The 20,165-nt window shown below is 61.7% G+C and carries 19 protein-coding genes and 1 tRNA gene; 10 read left to right on the forward strand and 10 right to left on the reverse strand.

Translation table 11 applies throughout. The features are described 5' to 3' along the window. The first annotated feature begins 7 nt into the window (after positions 1-7). From CQ041_RS12670 to CQ041_RS12680, 3 genes are all read left to right on the forward strand, one after another. Entirely contained in the window at positions 8-1,324 is a 1,317-nt protein-coding gene (locus CQ041_RS12670; protein WP_105522166.1) for a S41 family peptidase, read from the forward strand. Between the two features lies 1 nt (position 1,325). Continuing rightward, positions 1,326-2,099 (forward strand): divergent polysaccharide deacetylase family protein, encoded by a 774-nt coding sequence (locus CQ041_RS12675; protein ID WP_105522167.1) that lies wholly within the window; start codon positions 1,326-1,328, stop codon positions 2,097-2,099. An 82-nt stretch (positions 2,100-2,181) separates the two neighbouring features. After that, positions 2,182-3,492, forward strand: a complete 1,311-nt coding sequence (locus CQ041_RS12680) for a Vps62-related protein (protein ID WP_105522168.1) — start codon at positions 2,182-2,184, stop codon at positions 3,490-3,492. Here the strand turns inward: CQ041_RS12680 and CQ041_RS12685 are convergent. From CQ041_RS12685 to CQ041_RS12715, 7 genes are all read right to left on the reverse strand, one after another. Further along, positions 3,445-4,200, reverse strand: a complete 756-nt coding sequence (locus tag CQ041_RS12685; RefSeq protein ID WP_105522169.1) for an ABC transporter substrate-binding protein — start codon at positions 4,198-4,200, stop codon at positions 3,445-3,447. The genes CQ041_RS12680 and CQ041_RS12685 overlap by 48 nt on opposite strands. Before the next feature lie 67 nt (positions 4,201-4,267). Beyond that, positions 4,268-5,038 carry an imidazole glycerol phosphate synthase subunit HisF gene (hisF, locus tag CQ041_RS12690; RefSeq protein ID WP_016972251.1) on the reverse strand — a complete coding sequence of 257 codons (771 nt, stop codon included), beginning with the start codon at positions 5,036-5,038 and terminating at the stop codon, positions 4,268-4,270. A gap of 9 nt (positions 5,039-5,047) precedes the next feature. After that, complete coding sequence (gene hisA / locus CQ041_RS12695; protein WP_003187784.1) at positions 5,048-5,785, reverse strand: 1-(5-phosphoribosyl)-5-[(5-phosphoribosylamino)methylideneamino]imidazole-4-carboxamide isomerase; 738 nt, start codon at positions 5,783-5,785, stop codon at positions 5,048-5,050. Between the two features lie 39 nt (positions 5,786-5,824). Beyond that, a complete protein-coding gene (locus tag CQ041_RS12700) occupies positions 5,825-6,082 on the reverse strand; it encodes a DUF2164 domain-containing protein (protein WP_105522170.1) in 258 nt (85 codons plus the stop codon). Beyond that, the gene (hisH, locus tag CQ041_RS12705) at positions 6,083-6,721 is read right to left on the reverse strand and encodes an imidazole glycerol phosphate synthase subunit HisH (protein WP_105522171.1); all 639 of its coding nucleotides are present in this window, start codon (positions 6,719-6,721) and stop codon (positions 6,083-6,085) included. Further along, positions 6,721-7,314, reverse strand: coding sequence for an imidazoleglycerol-phosphate dehydratase HisB (gene hisB / locus CQ041_RS12710; RefSeq protein ID WP_003218037.1), 594 nt, complete (start codon positions 7,312-7,314; stop codon positions 6,721-6,723). Before hisB ends, hisH begins: the two co-directional genes overlap by 1 nt. Positions 7,315-7,566: 252 nt before the next feature. Then, complete coding sequence (locus CQ041_RS12715) at positions 7,567-9,228, reverse strand: OFA family MFS transporter (RefSeq protein ID WP_105522172.1); 1,662 nt, start codon at positions 9,226-9,228, stop codon at positions 7,567-7,569. Between the two features lie 325 nt (positions 9,229-9,553). Between CQ041_RS12715 and CQ041_RS12720 the strand changes: the two genes are divergently transcribed. The 4 genes from CQ041_RS12720 (at position 9,554) to CQ041_RS12735 (ending at position 13,279) form a co-directional block, all read left to right on the forward strand. Continuing rightward, positions 9,554-11,767 (forward strand): AsmA family protein, encoded by a 2,214-nt coding sequence (locus tag CQ041_RS12720; RefSeq protein WP_105522173.1) that lies wholly within the window; start codon positions 9,554-9,556, stop codon positions 11,765-11,767. Beyond that, on the forward strand, positions 11,764-12,831 hold the full coding sequence (gene mutY, locus CQ041_RS12725) for an A/G-specific adenine glycosylase (RefSeq protein ID WP_105522174.1): 1,068 nt from the start codon (positions 11,764-11,766) through the stop codon (positions 12,829-12,831). The genes CQ041_RS12720 and mutY overlap by 4 nt, the downstream gene beginning before the upstream one ends. Continuing rightward, positions 12,828-13,100 (forward strand): oxidative damage protection protein, encoded by a 273-nt coding sequence (locus CQ041_RS12730; RefSeq protein WP_105522175.1) that lies wholly within the window; start codon positions 12,828-12,830, stop codon positions 13,098-13,100. Before mutY ends, CQ041_RS12730 begins: the two co-directional genes overlap by 4 nt. Before the next feature lie 103 nt (positions 13,101-13,203). Next, positions 13,204-13,279 (forward strand) — tRNA-Phe (locus tag CQ041_RS12735). Between the two features lie 104 nt (positions 13,280-13,383). On the opposite strand, the gene CQ041_RS12740 is transcribed toward CQ041_RS12735, so the two are convergent. Further along, complete coding sequence (locus CQ041_RS12740; RefSeq protein WP_105522176.1) at positions 13,384-14,967, reverse strand: hypothetical protein; 1,584 nt, start codon at positions 14,965-14,967, stop codon at positions 13,384-13,386. Positions 14,968-15,054: 87 nt separating this feature from the next. After that, positions 15,055-16,020, reverse strand: coding sequence for an arsenic resistance protein (locus tag CQ041_RS12745; RefSeq protein ID WP_105522177.1), 966 nt, complete (start codon positions 16,018-16,020; stop codon positions 15,055-15,057). A gap of 162 nt (positions 16,021-16,182) precedes the next feature. Here CQ041_RS12745 and CQ041_RS12750 point away from each other — a divergent pair, with 162 nt between their 5' ends. Further along, on the forward strand, positions 16,183-16,596 hold the full coding sequence (locus CQ041_RS12750; RefSeq protein ID WP_105522178.1) for a hypothetical protein: 414 nt from the start codon (positions 16,183-16,185) through the stop codon (positions 16,594-16,596). A gap of 75 nt (positions 16,597-16,671) precedes the next feature. Here the strand turns inward: CQ041_RS12750 and gabP are convergent, their stop codons facing one another. Further along, positions 16,672-18,063: a GABA permease gene (gabP, locus tag CQ041_RS12755; RefSeq protein WP_105522179.1), complete on the reverse strand. Its 1,392-nt coding sequence runs from the start codon at positions 18,061-18,063 to the stop codon at positions 16,672-16,674. A 555-nt stretch (positions 18,064-18,618) separates the two neighbouring features. On the opposite strand from gabP, the gene CQ041_RS12760 reads away from it, so the two are divergent. Together CQ041_RS12760 and CQ041_RS12765 are read left to right on the forward strand one after the other, a co-directional pair. Further along, the gene (locus CQ041_RS12760) at positions 18,619-19,392 is read left to right on the forward strand and encodes an ABC transporter ATP-binding protein (RefSeq protein WP_105522180.1); all 774 of its coding nucleotides are present in this window, start codon (positions 18,619-18,621) and stop codon (positions 19,390-19,392) included. 13 nt (positions 19,393-19,405) lie between these two features. Then, positions 19,406-20,158 carry an ABC transporter substrate-binding protein gene (locus tag CQ041_RS12765; RefSeq protein ID WP_105522181.1) on the forward strand — a complete coding sequence of 251 codons (753 nt, stop codon included), beginning with the start codon at positions 19,406-19,408 and terminating at the stop codon, positions 20,156-20,158. Positions 20,159-20,165 lie beyond the last annotated feature (7 nt).

The raw sequence follows: 20,165 nt of genomic DNA on the forward strand, positions 1-20,165 counted from the left end.
GTTCGACATGCTGCATTTGTCCCGCCTCACTTCGCTGGCCCTGACCATCGCCCTGGTGATCGGCGCGCCCCTGGCGTTTGCCGACCAGGCCGCCTCGGCTGCACCGGCGGCCTCGGCCGCGACCACCAAGGCGCCGTTGCCGCTGGACGAGCTGCGCACCTTTGCCGAGGTCATGGACCGGATCAAGGCTGCTTATGTCGAACCAGTGGACGACAAGACCCTGCTGGAGAATGCCATCAAGGGCATGCTCAGCAACCTCGACCCGCACTCCGCCTACCTGGGCCCGGAAGATTTCGCTGAGCTGCAGGAAAGCACCAGCGGCGAATTCGGTGGCCTGGGCATTGAAGTCGGCTCCGAAGACGGCAACGTCAAGGTGGTTTCGCCGATCGATGACACCCCGGCATCCAAGGCCGGCATCCAGGCCGGCGACTTTATCGTCAAGATCAACGGCCAGCCGACCCGTGGCCAGACCATGACCGAAGCCGTCGACAAGATGCGCGGCAAGATCGGCCAGAAAATCACCCTGACCCTGGTGCGCGACGGCGGCAACCCGTTCGACGTGACGCTGACCCGCGCGACCATCGTGGTCAAGAGCGTGAAGAGCCAGCTGCTGGAGTCGGGCTACGGTTACATCCGCATTACCCAGTTCCAGGTCAAGACCGGCGACGAAGTGGCCAAGGCCCTGGCCAAGCTGCGCAAGGACAACGGCAAGAAGCTCAACGGCATCGTGCTCGACCTGCGCAACAACCCGGGCGGCGTGTTGCAGTCGGCGGTGGAAGTGGTCGACCACTTCATCACCAAAGGCCTGATCGTGTACACCAAGGGCCGTATCGCCAACTCCGAGCTGCGTTTCTCGGCCACCGGCAACGACCTCAGCGAAAACGTGCCGCTGGCCGTGCTGATCAATGGCGGCAGCGCCTCGGCCTCGGAGATCGTCGCCGGCGCCCTGCAAGACCAGAAGCGCGGCGTGGTGATGGGCACCAACAGCTTTGGCAAAGGCTCGGTGCAAACCGTGCTGCCGCTGAACAACGAGCGCGCGCTGAAGATCACCACTGCGCTGTACTACACGCCGAACGGCCGCTCGATCCAGGCCCAGGGCATCGTGCCGGATATCGAGGTACGCAAAGCCAAGATCACCAATGAGATCGACAGTGAGTACTACAAAGAGGCGGACCTGCAAGGTCACCTGGGCAATGGCAACGGCGGTGCCGACCAGCCGACCGGCAGCGGCGCCAAAGCCAAGCCGATGCCACAGGACGACGATTATCAGCTGGCCCAGGCGCTGAGCCTGCTCAAGGGCTTGAGCATCACCCGTAGCCGTTGATATGCGTTTTGCCCTGATCATCGCTGTGCTGTGCAGCCTGGCCGGCGTCGCCCACGCGACTCCGGCCAGTGAGCCCCACAAAGCCTACCTGACCCTCATCATCGACGACCTTGGGCAAAACCTGCCCCGGGATCGTCGCGTGCTGGCCCTGCCCGGTCCTGTGACCACCGCAATAATGCCCGACACGCCCCACGCTGCCGAATTCGCCCGCGAGGCGCACAAGGCCGGCAAGATCGTGATCCTGCACATGCCCATGGACCCGGCTACCGGGCCGTTCGCCTGGCACCCCGAGTTGCCTATCGAAGAACTCGGCAAGCGCCTGGATGCCGCCTTCAAGGCCGTGCCCTACACGGCCGGCATCAACAACCACATGGGCAGCCGCATGACCGCGCAGCCCGCCGCCATGGCCTGGCTGATGGCCGAGCTGCAACGGCGCAACACGTTCTTTGTCGATAGCCGCACCAGTGCGCAGACCGTGGCCGCTGCCGAGGCGCAGAAAATCGGCCTGGCCAGCGTTTCACGGGACGTGTTCCTCGATGACGAGCGCACCGAGGCGGCGATCACCACGCAGCTGCAGACCGCCATCAAACTGGCCCACAAGCAAGGCTCAGCCGTGATGATCGGTCACCCCTACCCGCAGACCCTGGCCGTGCTGGAGCGTGAATTGCCCAAGCTCAAGGCTCAGGGCGTAGAGTGGATCGATATCAAGCTGATGATCAGCGTGCGCAGTAATCGCGCAATGGCAGGCCACGGCAAAGACGGCACTTACCGCTAACGCTTGAACACTACTTAGCTACCGCTCCCAGCCTGGCAAACGCCTCGATAGTGGGCACTCCAATCTACGGGAGAGCCACGCCATGCCAGCCATTCAATACAAAGACCTGCTAATCGACTTCACCACCGAGTTCGTTCCGCTGTGGAACGACAAAGGCACCCGCGCGGACGCCCCTGTCACCTTCTGGCGGCCGAGTACCGCCTCCAGCGCGCTGGCCAATTTCACCGCGTTGGGCGATGTCGCCAGTGGCAGCTACGCCAATATCAACCAGCAAAAAATGGTTGCCGTCGTCAGTGACACCGACCCCGTCAACGGCACAGCGCTTCGAGCACCCAACGACTTCGAACTGATCTGGAAACATACCGGGCCCAGGGCACGCACGGACTTTTCGTTGTGGCGCCCTGTGGCACCGGAAGGTTACGTGGCGATGGGCGATGTGTGCGGCGTAGGCAATGACAAGCCGCCGCGCAACACGGTGCGTTGTATCAGAGCGGACCTGGTTCACACCTCCCGCGCGGGCAAGATGATCTGGAATGACAAAGGCAGCGGCGCGCTAGCCAATTTCAGCGTATGGGCGACCGCACTGTGTGAAACCGTAGCCGGCGAAGTCTGCTTTACGCCGGGTACGTTCAAGGGTGTCGATAGTCACACAGGGCCAGACCCGCAGGTGCCCGCCTATGTGCTGCGCGCAGAACTCGGTATGCGGCGGTCGCCACTGCCCGCCCCGCCTGAACAGATCGAGTTGCTCCAGACGGAATCCGTGAGCGCCGAGCACACGACCTATGCCTGCGACCTGCCGTGGTTTGTGGTCAAAGACGAGAAGCTGATCCCGACCGAGCAACTGCACATGTCGCCGTACTATCGGCTGGAAAGACGCGACCATTATCAATTGGTAGGTGCAGGGCATAACCCGTCAGCCAACGGCAAAGCCTTTACCTGGACGCTGACCAAGGGCGAGAAGGGTTCAGGCGCAGGCAGGTTGGCGCAGGTGACAGGCGTTGAATTGATCCGTGAATGGTCAAGCCCGCAATACGCATCGCCTGTGGGCTTTGGGGTACAACTCGATAGAGACTTCACCCACAGCGCAGAGTCGGCACAAGGCTGGAGCAATCCGACAGCACTCGATGTCGTCGCCTACGTACCCGGCAGTAAAGCGATCCTGGCGTACGTCAGGCAAAGTGAGTTCCACCTGCTCAGGGCTGACGGCAGCCCATTGGCCGACACCGTCTACTACACCGACGGCGAACAGGTCTACTACAGCGAACTGCTTGCACCGCACGCACTCGTCCCACCGACCGAGGAACACTCGACTGCCACGCTCGATACGCCTGAGACCCAAGCCCCCTCAGAGGTAACGCCCCATGATGTCACTGACGACACCCTGCTCGCGTAACTCATCCAAGGCCTTTTGAAGCTTGCCAACCACTTCATCCGGCACCTCTTTGTTGAGTGCCAGGTAAAGCTGCGCGCTGTTGAACCGCAGCACAGTCTTGAGCCCGGTCACGCCCACCTGGCGCGCGAGGTAACGTCCGGCAGGATCGCCAGTGGCCCACAGGTCAATCTGGCCCTCCAGCAGCTTTTGCGCGTTGTCCTGGTCACGCAGGGCAACGATCGGATTGAGGCCTTGCTTCTCCAGGGTCTCGGCAATGGCGTCACCTTTGTAGGCGCCGATCTTGTAGCGCCGGGCGTGCTCCAGGTCGGCCAACTGGATCTTGCTGTCGGCCTTGGCCAGCAGCACCCAATCGTCCGGGCCGATCGGACCTACCCATTTGAACAGTGCTTCACGGTCCGGCAAGCGGGCCATCACGAATACGCCGTAGCCGGGTTTTTCCAGGGCGAGTTTGTAGATGCGCTCCCATGGAAATCGCAGGGTGAGGTTGTAGGAAATGCCGGCACGCTTGAAGGTCTCGCGCACGATATCCACGGCGATGCCTTCGATGTTTTCTTCCTTGGCGAAGTTCTTGCCGTTTTTTGCCATGTTGTACGGTGGGAAATTTTCCGTCAGCAACACCAGGGCGGTGTCAGACGGTTCCTCGGCATGGGCCGAGCCCGCCAACAGGACGGAGGTACTGGCGAGGGCAAGCAGCAGCTGTTTGAACATGAAAGGTTACCGGAATCCATGGCAAGCGCAGAGAGTGCCGCGCGCCTGCCATGGTGTCCAGCAGCGTTTAACGAACCACGATACCGCGCGCCGCCATATACGCCTTGGCTTCGGGAACGGTGTATTCGCCAAAGTGGAAAATACTCGCCGCCAACACTGCGCTGGCATGGCCTTCGGTCACGCCGTCAGCCAGGTGTTGCAGGTTGCCGACGCCGCCGGAGGCGATCACTGGAATGCCCAGCGCATCGCTGATGGCACGGGTCACGCCCAGGTCGAAGCCGTTTTTCATGCCATCCTGATCCATGCTGGTCAGCAGGATTTCACCGGCGCCCAGGCCTTCCATCTTCATCGCCCACTCCACCGCGTCCAGGCCGGTCGGCTTGCGACCGCCGTGGGTGAAGATCTCCCAGCGCGGGGTTTCGCCCGGGCCGGAGACTTTCTTGGCGTCGATGGCCACCACGATGCATTGCGAGCCGAAGTGCTGCGCGGCTTCGCCGACGAACTCCGGGTTGAACACGGCTGCAGTGTTGATCGAGACCTTGTCCGCGCCGGCATTGAGCAGGTTGCGGATGTCTTGCACGGTGCGCACGCCACCGCCCACGGTCAGCGGGATGAACACCTGGCTGGCCATGCGCTCGACGGTGTGCAGCGTGGTGTCGCGGCCGTCGACGCTGGCGGTGATGTCGAGAAAGGTAATCTCGTCGGCACCCTGTTCATCGTAGCGACGGGCGATTTCCACCGGGTCGCCGGCGTCACGGATGTTCTCGAACTTGACGCCCTTGACCACACGACCGTTGTCGACGTCCAGGCAAGGGATGATGCGTTTGGCCAGCGCCATGGTCAGTCCTCAGCCGTTGTAGGCATCGCAGTAAGCCTGGGCTTCGGCGACGTCCAGGGTACCTTCGTAGATCGCACGGCCGGTGATGGCGCCGATGATGCCGGGCGCCTTAGCGTCCAGCAGCGACTTGATGTCACCCAGGTTGTGGATGCCACCGGAAGCGATCACCGGGATCTTGGTCGCAGCGGCCAGCGCAGCGGTGAAGGGTACGTTGCAGCCCTGCATCATGCCGTCTTTGGCGATGTCGGTATAAACGATGGCGGAGACGCCGTCGGCTTCGAACTGCTTGGCCAGGTCGATCACCTGCACGGTGCTGATTTCAGCCCAGCCGTCGGTGGCGACGAAACCGTCCTTGGCATCCAGGCCGACGATGACCTTGCCCGGGAACGCACGGCAGGCTTCGGCGACGAACGCCGGGTCTTTCACGGCCTTGGTGCCGATGATCACGTAGCTCACGCCGGCCTTGACGTAGTGCTCGATGGTTTCCAGGGAGCGGATACCGCCGCCGATCTGGATCGGCAGGTTCGGGTAGCGCTTGGCGATGGCGGTGACCACTTCGCCGTTGACCGGCTGGCCTTCGAAGGCGCCGTTCAAGTCCACCAGATGCAGGCGACGGCAGCCCCCTTCCACCCATTTGGCAGCCATGCTGACCGGGTCATCGGAGAACACGGTGGAATCTTCCATGCGGCCTTGGCGCAGACGGACGCAGGCGCCGTCCTTGAGATCGATAGCGGGGATAATCAGCATCTGGCAAACCTTATTCGATATTCAGCAATGCTTGGGAAATCAGGGTTTCTCAAGCGACCACAAGTCGCTTTCGAGGCTTTCGAACCTTTCTTTAAGGAGCGTCTGCGTGTCGAAAATCGCCCTGTTGTAGTAATGCGGAGCCACTTCAAGGGTGAACAGTTCCAGGATCTCGGCGACCTCGAACGAGCCCAATTTGAGCTCGAAGCGGTCTTCCATGAAGCGTTTGATCTTGAGGGTAGCCTCACTTTCCTGCTCGGGCGTGAGGTTCAAGATCGGCTGCTTTGGCTTCCTGGCCATTTACCAGCGCCCGTCCCAGGCGGCGAAGTTCTGCAACAGCTGCAGGCCATGGGTATGGCTTTTCTCCGGGTGGAACTGCACGGCAAAGCGCGAACCTTCGGCCAGCGCGGCGGCGAAATCGACGCCGTAATGCCCGCCACCCACCACCTGGCCCGGTTTACCGGCGGCGATGTAGTAGCTGTGCACGAAGTAGAAACGCGCCAAGTCCGGGATGTCGTGCCACAGCGGGTGGTCGACGGTCTGGCTGACCTCGTTCCAACCCATGTGCGGGACTTTCAGGTGGGCGCCGTCTTCATGCAGGCCCTTGCCAAAAAACTTCACCTGGCCGGGGAACAGGCCGATGCAGTCGACGCCGTCGTTCTCTTCGCTGCGGTCGAGCAAGGCTTGCATGCCCACGCAGATGCCGAGGAACGGACGGTCCTGGCTGACTTCGCGCACCAGGCTGTCAAAGCCCAGCCGGCGGATCTCGGCCATGCAATCGCGAATCGCGCCGACGCCGGGAAATACCACCCGGTCGGCTTCGCGAATCACGTTGGCATCGCTGGTGATCAGCACCTTGCCGGCCCCTACGTGCTCGAGAGCCTTGGCCACCGAGTGCAGGTTACCCATGCCGTAATCGATAACCGCGACCGTCTGCATTACAGGACGCCCTTGGTCGAGGGCATTTGCCCGGCCATGCGGTCATCCAGCTCCACCGCCATGCGCAGCGCGCGGCCGAAAGCCTTGAACACGGTTTCGATCTGGTGGTGAGTGTTGGTGCCGCGCAGGTTGTCGATGTGCAGGCTGACGAGTGCGTGGTTGACGAAACCCTGGAAGAATTCCTGGAACAGGTCGACGTCGAAGCCGCCCACGGTGGCGCGGGTGTAGGGCACGTGCATCTGCAGGCCTGGGCGGCCGGAGAAGTCGATGACCACGCGCGACAGCGCTTCGTCCAGCGGGACATAGGCGTGGCCGTAGCGACGGATGCCTTTTTTGTCGCCAATGGCCTTGGCAAATGCCTGGCCGAGGGTGATGCCTACGTCTTCCACCGTGTGGTGGTCGTCGATATGCAGGTCGCCCTTGCTGACGATATCCAGGTCGATCAGCCCGTGACGGGCGATCTGGTCCAGCATGTGCTCAAGAAAAGGTACACCGATATCAAATCGGGCCTTTCCGGTGCCATCCAGGTTGATCGAGGCTTTGATCTGGGTTTCCAGAGTGTCGCGCTCGACGGACGCCTTACGTTCGGCCATCACCAGCTCCGCAAAATCATTGGGCGAAAAAGGCAGCCATTATAGGGGCGCGGGCGCTAAACAGAAACATCGGAGGGGATAAGACTGATGGAGTGTCGGGGATAGACATGTGCTGACAGGTGAGAACCAGCCTTTTTGCAGGCGCTGGCTTGCCTGCGATGCGGACACCTCGGTTTTCGGTTTCTCCGAGCTGATGCTATCGCGGGCAAGCCCGGCTCCCACAGGAACCGTGCCCACAACGGTTTTACGGTGTTAGTGGAACAGTACTGCGGTTTTCTGCAGGGTCACCCACACACCCCACGCCAACGGGATGCCCACCACCAGCCAGGCAGCAACCGCCATCGGCACGCTGCCAGGCGCCGCTTTCCACTCCAGGGAAGTGGTGGCGTCCGCGCCTTTGTCATGACCCAGCGCCTGCTCGGCGGCCAGTTCGGCGTCGGTCATGAAGTACTTGTCGGCCACTGGACGCACCAGCAGGTTGCAGATAAAGCCCAGCACCAGCAGGCCAGCCAGGATGTACAGGGTGATGTCATAGGCCGCGGCGCGTTCAACGCCGATGCTCAGCTGGTATTCACGCAGGTAGTTCACCAGCACCGGGCCCAGCACGCCAGCCGCAGCCCAGGCGGTCAGCAGGCGACCGTGGATCGCACCGACCATTTGCGTACCGAACAGGTCGGCCAGGTAGGCCGGAACGGTCGCAAAACCACCGCCGTACATCGACAGGATGATGCAGAACGCTGCCACGAACAGCGCTACGTTACCCAGGTGACCCAGGTTCGGGATCAGCGCGTACAGGGCAAAGCCCAGGGCGAAGAACACGAAGTAGGTGTTTTTACGGCCCAGGTAATCGGAGAACGACGCCCAGAAGAAGCGCCCGCCGATGTTGAACAGGCTCAACAGGCCGGTGAAGCCCGCTGCGATGGCTGCGATGGAAGCCAGTTGGCCCGCATCCAGTTGGCCGAACGGCACGTCCACACCCAGCAGTTTGCCGCCAAACACTTCCTGCAACAGGGGCGAAGCCATGCCGAGGATGCCGATACCGGCGGAGACGTTCAGGCACAGCACCAGCCACACCAGACGGAATTGCGGGGTTTTCCACGCCACGTTCACGTGCACGTGACGGTGGGTGATCATCGCGTTGCTGGCTTTTTTAGCCGGAGCGGTCCAGCCCTCAGGCTTCCAGCCGGTCGGCGGCACGCGGTAGGACAATGCGCCACCGATCATGAACACGAAGTAGATCGCCGCCATCACCAGGAAGCTCTGCCATACGCCCACGCTGTCAGGCGTGGCGAAGTGGCCCATCAATGCCGCCGCCAGTGGGGCACCCACCATTGCGCCGCCGCCGAAGCCCATGATCGCCATGCCGGTGGCCATGCCACGCTTGTCCGGGAACCACTTGATCAGGGTCGATACGGGCGAGATGTAGCCCAGGCCCAGGCCGATACCGCCGATCACGCCGGAGCCGATCCACATCAGCCAGATCTGGTGGGTATAGATACCCAGCGCCGAGATCAGCAGGCCACCGCACCAGCACAGCGCCGACACAACACCGGCCTTGCGTGGCCCGGCATGTTCCAGCCAGCCACCCCAGATAGCCGCCGAGCAGCCCAGGAAGATGAAGAACAGGGTGTAGATCCAGCCCAGCATGGAAATGGGCCAGTCGCATTGGGACGAGAAGACTTGCGCGATGAAGCTCATGTCCGGCGCGCAGGCGAGCGGCTTGGTGATACCCAGCGCCTTCGACAGCGGCAGCCAGAACACCGAGAAACCGTAGGCCATGCCGATGCACAGGTGGATGGCCAAGGCGGCCGGCGGAACCAGCCAGCGGTTGAAGCCGGGCTTGGCGATGATGCGTTCCTTGGACAGGAACGCAGGCTTTGCAGCAGATGAACCTGCCGCAGTGCTAGTGCTCATTGGTGTTTCCCCCAGTTGTTAGTATGTGTCCGTCAGGCGCTCTCTCCCTCGGCCTTGCACGCAAAGCGTTGGCCGTTGTTGTTGAGTGAAGCTCCATTTGTGCGCGACGTTGTGTCGCAGAAGGCAGACGAACCCGCGCAGATTAGCACCTGTGGATGACAGAAAAATCAAACTGACATCACCTTTTTGCGCAAATCTGTTTGTTTGGCGCCAAAAAGCCGTTTTCGCGCCCGTGGATACAATGTAACGATCCGCGAACTGACGCCGGGCTTCGGGCGTTATACTCTTCGGCTAATTTTTGAAATCGACATACAAGGACTCGCCCATGAAAGCGTTCGGCAAAATCCTGGGTCTGGTACTTCTCGGGCTGTTGCTGATCATTGTGGCTCTGGGCTTCGCCCTGACCCACCTCTTCGATCCCAACGACTACAAAGAAGAAATTCGCCAGATTGCCCGCGACAAGGCCCACATCGAGCTGACGCTCAATGGCGATATCGGCTGGAGCCTGTTTCCCTGGCTCGGCCTGGAACTGCATGAAGCCAGCGTGGCGACCCTGACCGCGCCGACGCAACCGTTCGCCGACCTGCAGATGCTTGGCTTGTCCGTACGCGTGCTGCCGCTGCTGCGCCGCGAAGTGCAGATGAGCGACGTGCGCGTCGAAGGCCTGAACCTGCGCCTTAACCGCGACAAGCAGGGCCACGGCAACTGGGAAGACATTGGCAAGAACGCGCCAGTGGCCGGCGCTGCCGAGACGCCTGTCGCTGCCGAGCCGACGCCTGAGGTCAAACCGGAAAAGCCGGCGCAGCCGATCCGCCTGGACATCGACAGCCTGACGGTCAACAACGCCCGCATCGAATACAACGACGAGCAGACCGGCAAGCAGTTCAGCGCCGAAAGCATCCAGCTGAGCGCCGGCGCCGTGCATGAGGGCGCCAGCATTCCGGTGAAACTCACCGCCTTCTTCGGCAGCAACCAGCCGGTGATGCGCGTCAAGACCGAGCTCAACGGCAACCTGCGTATCCAGCGCGCACTCAAGCGCTATCAGTTCGAAGACATGAAGATCACCGGCGAAGCCACGGGCGAGCCGCTGCAAGGCAAGACCGTGACCTTCTCCACCCAGGGCCAGTTGCTGGTGGACCAGGCGGCCAACATCGCCGAATGGACCAACCTGAAGCTTTCGGCCAACCAGTTGCGCGCCTTGGGCGAACTGAAGGTCAATGACCTGGACAAGACCCCGCAGTTCAGCGGCGCCCTGTCCATCGCCCAGTTCGACCTGGCCAAGTTCCTCGACAGCGTCGGCCACCCACTGCCGCCCATGGCCGAGGGCAGCCTGAGCAAGGTCGAGCTGGTCAGCCGCCTCAAGGGCACGCCCACCAGTGTGGCGCTGGACAACCTGAACCTGAAGGTCGACGAAAGCACCTTCTCCGGCCGCATTGCCGTGGACGATTTCGCCAAGCAGTCCCTGCGCGTCCAGCTCAAGGGCGACACCTTCAACGCCGACAACTACCTGCCGGCCAAGTCCGAATCCGCCAAGGGCGCCAGCGCCGCACGCCAGGCCGAAGTGCAGAGCAGCGAAGCCGGCGCCATGGCCGCAGGCGGCACCACTCCGCTGCCGGACGCTCCGACCAAAGGTGCGTGGAGCACCGACAAGCTGCTGCCATTGGCTCGCTTGCGCACCCTGGACGTGGATGCCGACCTTTCGTTCGGCCAACTGACCCTAAGCAAACTGCCCATCCAGAACGCCTCCCTGAAAGCCACCGGCATCGACGGCCAGCTCAAGCTCGAAACCCTGAGCGGCGGCCTCTACAACGGCACCTTCCAGGCCAATGGCAACCTTGATGTCCGCCAGGACATTCCCGTACTGGCGCTGCAAAGCAAGATCAAGCAAGTGCCGGTCGAACGCATCCTGCAAGCCCAGGGGCAAACACCGCCGGTCAAGGGCCAGGTCACCCTCGACAGCAACCTCACCGGCCGTGGCAACAGCCAGAAAGCCCTGATCGACAGCCTCAACGGTACCGCCAGCTTTGTGATCAACAACGGCGTGCTGCTCAACGCCAACATCGAGCAGCAGCTGTGCACCGGCATCGCCCTGCTCAACCGCAAGACACTGAGCACCACGCCCCAGGGCAAGGACACCCCGTTCCAGGAGTTGAAGGGCAACCTGACCTTCCGCAACGGCGTGGCCAGCAACCCGGACCTCAAAGTGCGTATCCCCGGCCTGCTGGTGAACGGCAACGGCGACGTCGACCTGCGCGTGCTGGGCATGGATTACCGCGTGGGCATCATCGTCGAAGGCGACCAGCGCGCCGTACCAGACCCGGCGTGCCAGGTGGGCTCCAACTTCCAGAACATCGAAGTCCCGCTGCGCTGCCGCGGCCCGCTGGAACTGGGCGCCAAGGCGTGCCGCCTGGACAAGGACGGCCTCGGCCAGGTCGCGATCAAGGCGGCGGGTAATCGCCTCAACGAGAAGCTTGAAGAGAAACTCGACAAGGTCAACCCGAAGCTCAAAGACGCACTGAAAGGCCTGTTCAATCGATGAGAAACGAGCAATTTTCAGCGGCGGTGCTCCATTGGTACGACCGCCACGGTCGCCATGACCTGCCCTGGCAACAGGGCATAACGCCTTACCGGGTGTGGGTGTCGGAGATCATGTTGCAACAAACCCAGGTGAGCACCGTGCTCAACTACTTCGACCGATTCATGGCCTCGTTGCCCACGGTCGAAGCCCTGGCAGCTGCGCCGGAAGATGAAGTGCTGCACCTGTGGACGGGCCTGGGTTACTACACCCGGGCGCGCAACCTGCAGAAGACCGCGAAGATCATCGTGGCCGAATACGGCGGCGAGTTTCCCAGGGACGTGGAAAAACTCACCGAGCTGCCGGGCATCGGCCTGTCCACTGCGGGCGCCATCGCCAGCCTGAGCATGGGCCTGCGCGCACCGATCCTCGACGGCAACGTCAAGCGCGTGCTGGCGCGCTTTACCGCGCAAGAGGGTTACCCGGGCGAGCCGAAGGTCGCCAAGCAGCTGTGGGCCACCGCAGAGCGCTTCACGCCGCATGATCGCGTCAATGCCTACACCCAGGCGATGATGGACATGGGCGCCACGCTCTGCACCCGCAGCAAGCCCAGTTGTCTGCTGTGCCCGCTGGAAAAAGGCTGCGAAGCCCACATGCTGGGCCTGGAGACCCGCTACCCGATCCCCAAGCCGCGCAAGACCCTCCCGCAGAAACGCACGCTGATGCCGATGCTGGCGAACGCCGAGGGCGCGATCCTGCTTTACCGTCGCCCATCGACAGGGCTGTGGGGCGGCCTGTGGAGCTTGCCGGAACTGGACGACCTCCAGGACCTGGAGCACCTGGCCAACCAACACGCGCTTGAACTGGGAAACCAACAGGCACTGCCAGGGCTGATCCACACGTTCAGCCACTTTCAGCTGGCCATCGAACCCTGGCTGGTCCAGGTCGAGGAATCCGCCCATCACGTGGCCGAGGCCGACTGGCTCTGGTATAACCTCGCCACCCCGCCGCGCCTGGGCCTTGCCGCCCCGGTAAAGAAATTGCTGAAGCGCGCGGCCGACGTATTGAATGCAGGAGTTTCGTCATGACCCGCACCATCATGTGCCGCAAATACAAAGAAGCATTGCCAGGCCTGGAACGCCCTCCGTATCCCGGCGCCAAGGGACAGGACATTTTCGAGCACGTCTCTGCCAAGGCCTGGGCCGACTGGCTGAAACACCAGACCCTGCTGATCAACGAAAAACGCCTGAACATGATGAACGCCGAAGACCGCAAATACCTGGCGGGCGAGATGGACAAGTTCTTTTCCGGCGAGGATTACGCCAAGGCCGACGGCTACGTGCCACCTGCTCAATAATTGATCAAAAACCGGGGTCGGCACGTAAGCGACGGTAATAATTAAATATTTTTTGAAAACTTGCTTGACGACCCCCTGAAAAACCCGTTTAATGCGCCCCGTTGCCCAGATAGCTCAGTCGGTAGAGCAGGGGATTGAAAATCCCCGTGTCGGCGGTTCGATTCCGTCTCTGGGCACCACCTTCAGCTTTCAGGTGGTGTCAACATCACGTGAAAACAATCAGAAAACCCGCCTAGTGCGGGTTTTTTGTTGCCTGCATTTTTATCTCCTGAGCCACAGCAGCTCACCGCAACAAAAACACCCTCAACGGATTGTCATTCAAGCGTCCTTCGAAACTCGGGGCCGCGCTTTCCAGCGGCGTTCCCTGCAACAGTGCCGCCTCCTTGCGTGACACGATCACCCACGACGGTCGCGGCAACGCATTCAATTGCCCGATCTGGTCACCGCTGACAAACAGCGGTTGCTCGTCGCGGCTAAGGTTCATCATGTAGCGCACCGCCCAAGTGTCCCGCCCCAGGTTTACAAACACCAACGGCCCGGGCGTCTGAGCACGCAGTGCCTCAACCTGACCGACGAACGTGCGTGTATCAAACTGCAGATCCTTGGCCGGCTCGATCATCACCACCAGCAACACCCACTGCGCCAGCACGGCGATCAGGCTGAGCCACACCAACCGCGCCATGCGCCGCCACGCAATCCACGCGGCCGCTTGCAACATCACCAGCACGCCAATCAGCAACGGCAGCGAAACGTCCGGCCAGTAACCGTGCTTTTGCCATGCCTGTCGACAGACAAAGACTACAACCACGCACAACGCCGGCAGCGCCGCGACAAGCCCTTCGTAGCAGCGTCGCACGCCTGCAAGCCAACGTTGCGCCTGGAGCAGCCCGTAGGCGGCGACAGCGGCAAACATCGGCACCATGGGCAGGATGTAATAGGCGCGCTTGAAGTGCGGCACCGACAAACCGAGCAAGATCATCAAGCCGCAAGCGCCGAGGCGCACGACCAACTGCATATCGCCCGCGAACCGCTCGGACCAGCGATGACGCAACGCAACCATCGTCGCCAACGCCAACGGCACCACGGGGAAATAGCGGTACAGACCCAACTGGAAATAGAAGTAGAACGGCTCACCGATCTCATCCAGCCGCCCACCCACTTGCATCTTGAACACTTCGCTGGCGAACGCATCGCCACCGCTGATCCGCGCCAGCTTCATCAACAGCCACCAGCAGAGCGCCAGCAGCAACAGGCCGACCACACCGTGAATCAACACGCGCTTGACCCGCTGCCCAGGCGCGCCCAACGCCGAATGTACACACGCCACGCCGCACACCTCGATCAGCCCCAGCGGGCCGCGTATCGCAAATGCCAATGCATACAGTGCAAACACGGCAAACCGCCGGCCGTTTTGCAGCAGGTAGAAACTCCCGACGCAGAGCAGCGCCACCATCTGATCCAGGCAGACCGAACGGGACTTTTCGAGCAATTGGGTGGTGAGCAAGGTCAGCAACACCGTGAGCAGCGCCCACTGGCGACTCGAAGGCGCCAGCAAGCGGTACATGAGCGCGACGACACCGGCGGATGCCAGGGCGGTAGGCAATACATTCGCCAAATGGTTGGGCTCACCGAACAGCCGCGCCAATACAACGCTGAAGACCGTCGCGGTACCGGGGTAGTCCGCGTAGGGCTGGCCGTAAGTGGTGGGGAAAAGACTCGCACCATGGCGAAACATTTCCTGCAGGAACAGCGCCCAGCGTCCGTCAAACCCCTGGGGCTGCTGGTCCCAGATCCCGAGCGTGAACAGCAACAGGGCGAACAGGAAAATACCCAGGGATTCCAGGCGAAAACGGCTACGGTGATCCATCGGTAGACCTGTCAGGTGTGGGGCGATGACGTAGGGTGCCGGTCACCCTGCTGAATAGCGCCTGAACAGACCCGAACATTCACATTTCTAACGACCTGCGGGCCACACCCATCGGGGGATCAGCCAGACGTAGATCAACTCCCCCACCAGCTCGATCAGGGTTTGCAGGATCACTGCCGTCGCCGCCAGCCCGCGCACATCCTCGGGCAACGCCAGTGCCAGGGGCAGCACCACCAGGGAGTTGCGCGTCGATGCGCTGAACGTCACTGCACGTGCGGTTCCCGCCGGCAACGCGAACAGCCGCGCGGCCAGCACTCCCGCCAAAGGCGCCAGCATCAGGAACCCCAGGTAGACCGGAATCACCGGCAGCAACAGGCTGAAATCACGCACCACGGACGTGATGTGCGAAGCGATCACCACGAACAGCACCAGCGCCATGGCCGGTACCGGCAACCAGGACCAGGCCGCGCTCCAAGCACTGACGACCTTTGATCGCCGCGCCATGTATGCGGTCAACACCGCCAGCAGCATCGGCAGCACGATCAACCACAGGAACGCCTCGACAAACGGCCCCGCCTCCACCACCACTTCCGACTGCGGCCCCAGCATCAAGCCCAGGTACACCGGCAGTAGCACCAATTGCAGCAGCAACAGCACCGGCGTCGCTGCCAGCATCGACCGCGAATCGCCCTTGCCGATATGGGTAAACACCACCACGTAATCGATACACGGCGTGAGCAACACCAGCAACGCCCCCACCAACAGCGCCGGGCGCTCCACCAGGCCGCGCGTCAGCCCCCACACCAGCACCGGCACCAGAACGAAATTGGCCAGCAGCAACGCTGCCATGAAGCGCTTGCTGCCCAAGCCCTGGCGCAGCGCCAGAAACGGGATTTGCAAGAACATGGCGTACATCAGCACGGCAATGGCGGGCGTGATCAACGCATGAAGGCCATGGCCCAACGAGGGTGCGAACAGACCGAACGCCGCGGCCAGCAAGACGGCGACGAAATACAGGGGGATCTGGTTGTGTTCGAGAGTGTCGCGGGTCATCTGAACATTCCAGTCGCGGGCAAAAGCGCAAGCCTAAGCATCTGCAGGCGTCAGGTCGAGCCCTCGCCCCCTATGTCGAGCCATCACTGGAACCGCTTGGGATTTGCCCCAACCTGAGCTTCAATAGCCCACCCAGATCCAGAACCCAAGGACGTCGAGCCCATGGCCTCGCCAAACAAGCAGCAAAAACGCGCCCAGCGGGCCAAGACCAAGGCCAAGCAAAACCGAACCCAGCGCGCCGTGGCGACCAAGCCGGACGCTTTTTCCGGCGATGACAGCCGCATAGATCTTGAATCGGTGGACTTGATCGACCTGTTCATCGAGATGCGCGCCGCCGGCGAGACCAGCCAGCAGGCATTGTGCGCGGTGTTCCTGGCGCACCCGCTGCTGGCGCTGGTGCTGGAGCAGGAAGGCGAGGAAGAGGCGACAGACTTTATCTTCGCGGTGCTGATCGAGTACCACCAGTGGCTGACCGACAACGACGACGAAGCTGCCGCCCTGGCGTGGATCGAATCGCCGCAGTTCCAGGCGGATTACGTGGCGGCGTCCCAGGCGCTGACCAACCAGGAAGACTGACGCCAACCAACCCTGTGGGAGCCGGGCAAGCCCGGCTCCCACAGGGTTCAGCTGCGCTTCAACGGGCGCATTGCGTCAATTGAGGACGCCAGCGCCTGCTTTTTGCGCCTTGCGACGACTCGACACCATCAGCCCCGCCGCCACCACCAGCAAGCTCAACACGCCGGTCGCGATGATCTCGACGCGATGCGCCTCCTGGAACAGCATGATGGTCAACGTACCGACGATGAACACCATCACCGCATAGGTCAGGCCCGGGAACAGCCACATCTTGAAGACGATCTTCTCGCCCGCCGCCGTGCGCTTCTGGCGCATGCGCAGTTGCGACACCGCAATCACCAGATACACCAGCAACGCGATGGCACCAGAGCTGGCCAGCAGGAATTCGAACACTGCCGCCGGTGCCACATAGTTGGCGAACACCGCCAGGAACGCAGCGCCTGTGGACAACATCACCGCCCAGTAAGGCGTGCCGCTCTTGTTGGTGCGCTTGGCCACGGCCGGTGCATCACCGCGACGGCCCAGGGAGAACAGCATGCGCGAAGCAGTGTACAGCGCCGAGTTCAGGCAACTGGTCACGGCAACCAACACCACAAGGTCCACGATCAACTTGGCGTTCGGGATGCCCATGCGCTCCAGCACGGTCTGGTAGGAACCTACCGCAGCCAGTGTCGGATCATTCCATGGCACCAGGGAGACGACGATGAAGATCGACAGCAGGTAGAACAGGCCGATCCGCCAGATCACCGAGTTGGTGGCCTTGGTGATCTGCTGGCCCGGGTTCTTCGATTCGGCCGCCGCGATCGTGACGATCTCGGTACCCATGAACGAGAACATGGTGGTCAGGATCGCAGCCAATACTGCGCCCATGCCGTTGGGCATGAAGCCCTGGGTGTCGAACAGATGGGAAACGCCGCTGACCTGGCTGGTCGGCAGGAAGCCAAAGATCGCTGCCAGACCGAGGATCACGAAGCCCACGATGGCCACGACCTTGATCAACGCAAACCAGAACTCGAACTCGCCGTAGTTCTTCACACTGAACAGGTTGGTCGCCGTCAGCAACAAGGTGATGACCAGCGTGAACGCCCAAATGGCGATATCCGGGAACCACGCATGCAGGATGGTCGCGGCGGCGTTGGCTTCAAGCGGAATCACCAGGACCCAGAACCACCAGTACAGCCAGCCAATGGTGAAACCGGCCCAGTGGCCAATCGCCCGATCGGCGTACGTCGAGAACGAACCTGTGTCCGGCGACGCCACAGCCATCTCGGCCAGCATGCGCATCACCAATACCACCAGCGTGCCCGCAGCGGCATACGCCAGCAGTACGGCAGGCCCGGCGGCAGCAATCGCGTGGCCGGAGCCGACAAACAAACCGGCGCCGATAACGCCGGCAATCGAGAGCATGGTGACGTGACGCGGTTTGAGCCCCTGTTCGAGGTCATTGGAGCTTTGCGTACTACTCATTGACACACCTTTGCGAGGAATTGCGAAAACGGTCCGCCCTGCCTGAGCACTTTCTCGTGAAAAGAAACAAACAGGTCGTTCTTTATTTTTTACGCAAGATTTGCGCCAAAATATTACAGAGCCGCCGTTGACGCGGCCTGCAGCACTCTCGGACAGACGCTGCAAGTCATTGAGATTAATGGCATTCCGCTATAGCGTTACCGAGCGACTCACTTCCAGCGCACATTTGCGCACCATAAACACACACAAAAAGTAAGTGACGCCCCATAAAAGGGCTGATAGGCACCGTTTGCCCGGTTAACCCTTCCAACCCCCGGCCAAAGCTGGCAACATCGCGCCCTTTTTCACGCGAAGCCTGCGGTTTTCCGGGTTCAAACGGTTGTTCGGTTGTTGATGGCGCGACACGCTGCTGTACCGATGCGACACCCCGCCGCACGCCACCGGAATACCGTCCGCGCCGCTGTTGGCTGGTAAACAGACGCTATGCTAGCTTGGCGCCTCGCCAGGAAGGCGGCCCAACAGCGCAGATCGCAACGAACACAATGAGGACCCCCCATGGCCGAGGCCCCGCCCGCGCTAGAAATCCGCAACTTGCATAAACGCTATGGTGAGCTGGAGGTACTCAAGGGTATCTCGCTGACCGCACGCGACGGCGATGTGATCTCGATCCTGGGTTCCTCCGGTTCCGGCAAGTCCACGTTCCTGCGCTGCATCAACCTGCTGGAAAACCCGCACCAGGGCCAGATCCTGGTGGCCGGCGAAGAGCTCAAGCTCAAGGCCGCCAAGAATGGCGAGCTGATGGCCGCCGACGGCAAGCAGATCAACCGCCTGCGCAGCGAAATCGGTTTTGTGTTTCAAAACTTTAACCTGTGGCCGCACATGAGCATCCTCGACAACATCATCGAGGCCCCTCGCCGCGTGCTCGGCCAGAGCAAGGCCGAAGCCATCGAAGTGGCCGAAGCCCTGCTGGCCAAGGTCGGTATCGCCGACAAGCGCCACGCCTACCCTGCGCAGTTGTCCGGCGGCCAGCAACAACGGGCCGCCATCGCGCGCACCCTGGCCATGCAGCCCAAGGTCATTCTGTTCGATGAGCCGACATCGGCCCTTGACCCGGAAATGGTCCAGGAAGTACTTAATGTGATCCGCGCACTGGCCGAAGAAGGCCGCACCATGCTGCTGGTCACCCATGAGATGGGCTTTGCCCGCCAAGTGTCCAGCGAAGTGGTGTTCCTGCACCAGGGCCTGGTCGAAGAGCAAGGATCGCCACAGCAGGTGTTTGAAAACCCGCTTTCGGCGCGCTGCAAACAATTCATGTCCAGCAACCGCTAACGGAGCAACATGCATGCAGAACTATAAGAAGTTCCTTCTGGCCGCGGCCGTCTCGATGGCGTTCAGCGCCACGGCCATGGCAGAAACATTGAAGATGGGGATCGAGGCGGCCTACCCGCCGTTCAACAATAAAGATGCCAGCGGCAACGTCGTCGGCTTCGACAAAGACATCGGCGACGCCCTGTGCGCCAAGATGAAAGTCGAGAAGTGCGAAGTGTATGTGTCCGACTGGGACGGCATCATCCCGGCCCTGAACGCCAAGAAGTTCGACTTCCTGGTGTCGTCGCTGTCCATCACCGATGAGCGCAAGCAGGCCGTCGACTTCACCGACCCGTACTACTCCAACAAGCTGCAGTTCATCGCGCCGAAAGCCACCGCGGACTTCAAGACCGACGCTGGCTACCTCAAGGGCAAGATCATCGGCGCACAACGCGCGACCCTGGCCGGCACCTACCTGGAAGACAAGCTGCCTGACACCGAGGCCAAGCTGTACGACACCCAGGAAAACGCCTACCTCGACCTGACGTCCGGCCGCCTCGACGGCATCCTGGCCGACAAGTACGTGCAGTACGAGTGGCTCAAGAGCAAAGACGGTTCGGCCTACGAGTTCAAAGGCGACCCGGTGGTGGAAAGCGACAAGATCGGTATCGCCGTACGCAAGGGCGACCCACTGCGCGATCGCCTGAACAAAGCCCTGGCAGAGATCAAGGCAGACGGCACCTACAAGAAGATCAACGACAAGTACTTCCCGTTCAGCATCGAATGATCTGAAC

This window comes from Pseudomonas sp. MYb60 (genome assembly GCF_002979555.1).
Taxonomy (GTDB): Bacteria; Pseudomonadota; Gammaproteobacteria; order Pseudomonadales; family Pseudomonadaceae; genus Aquipseudomonas.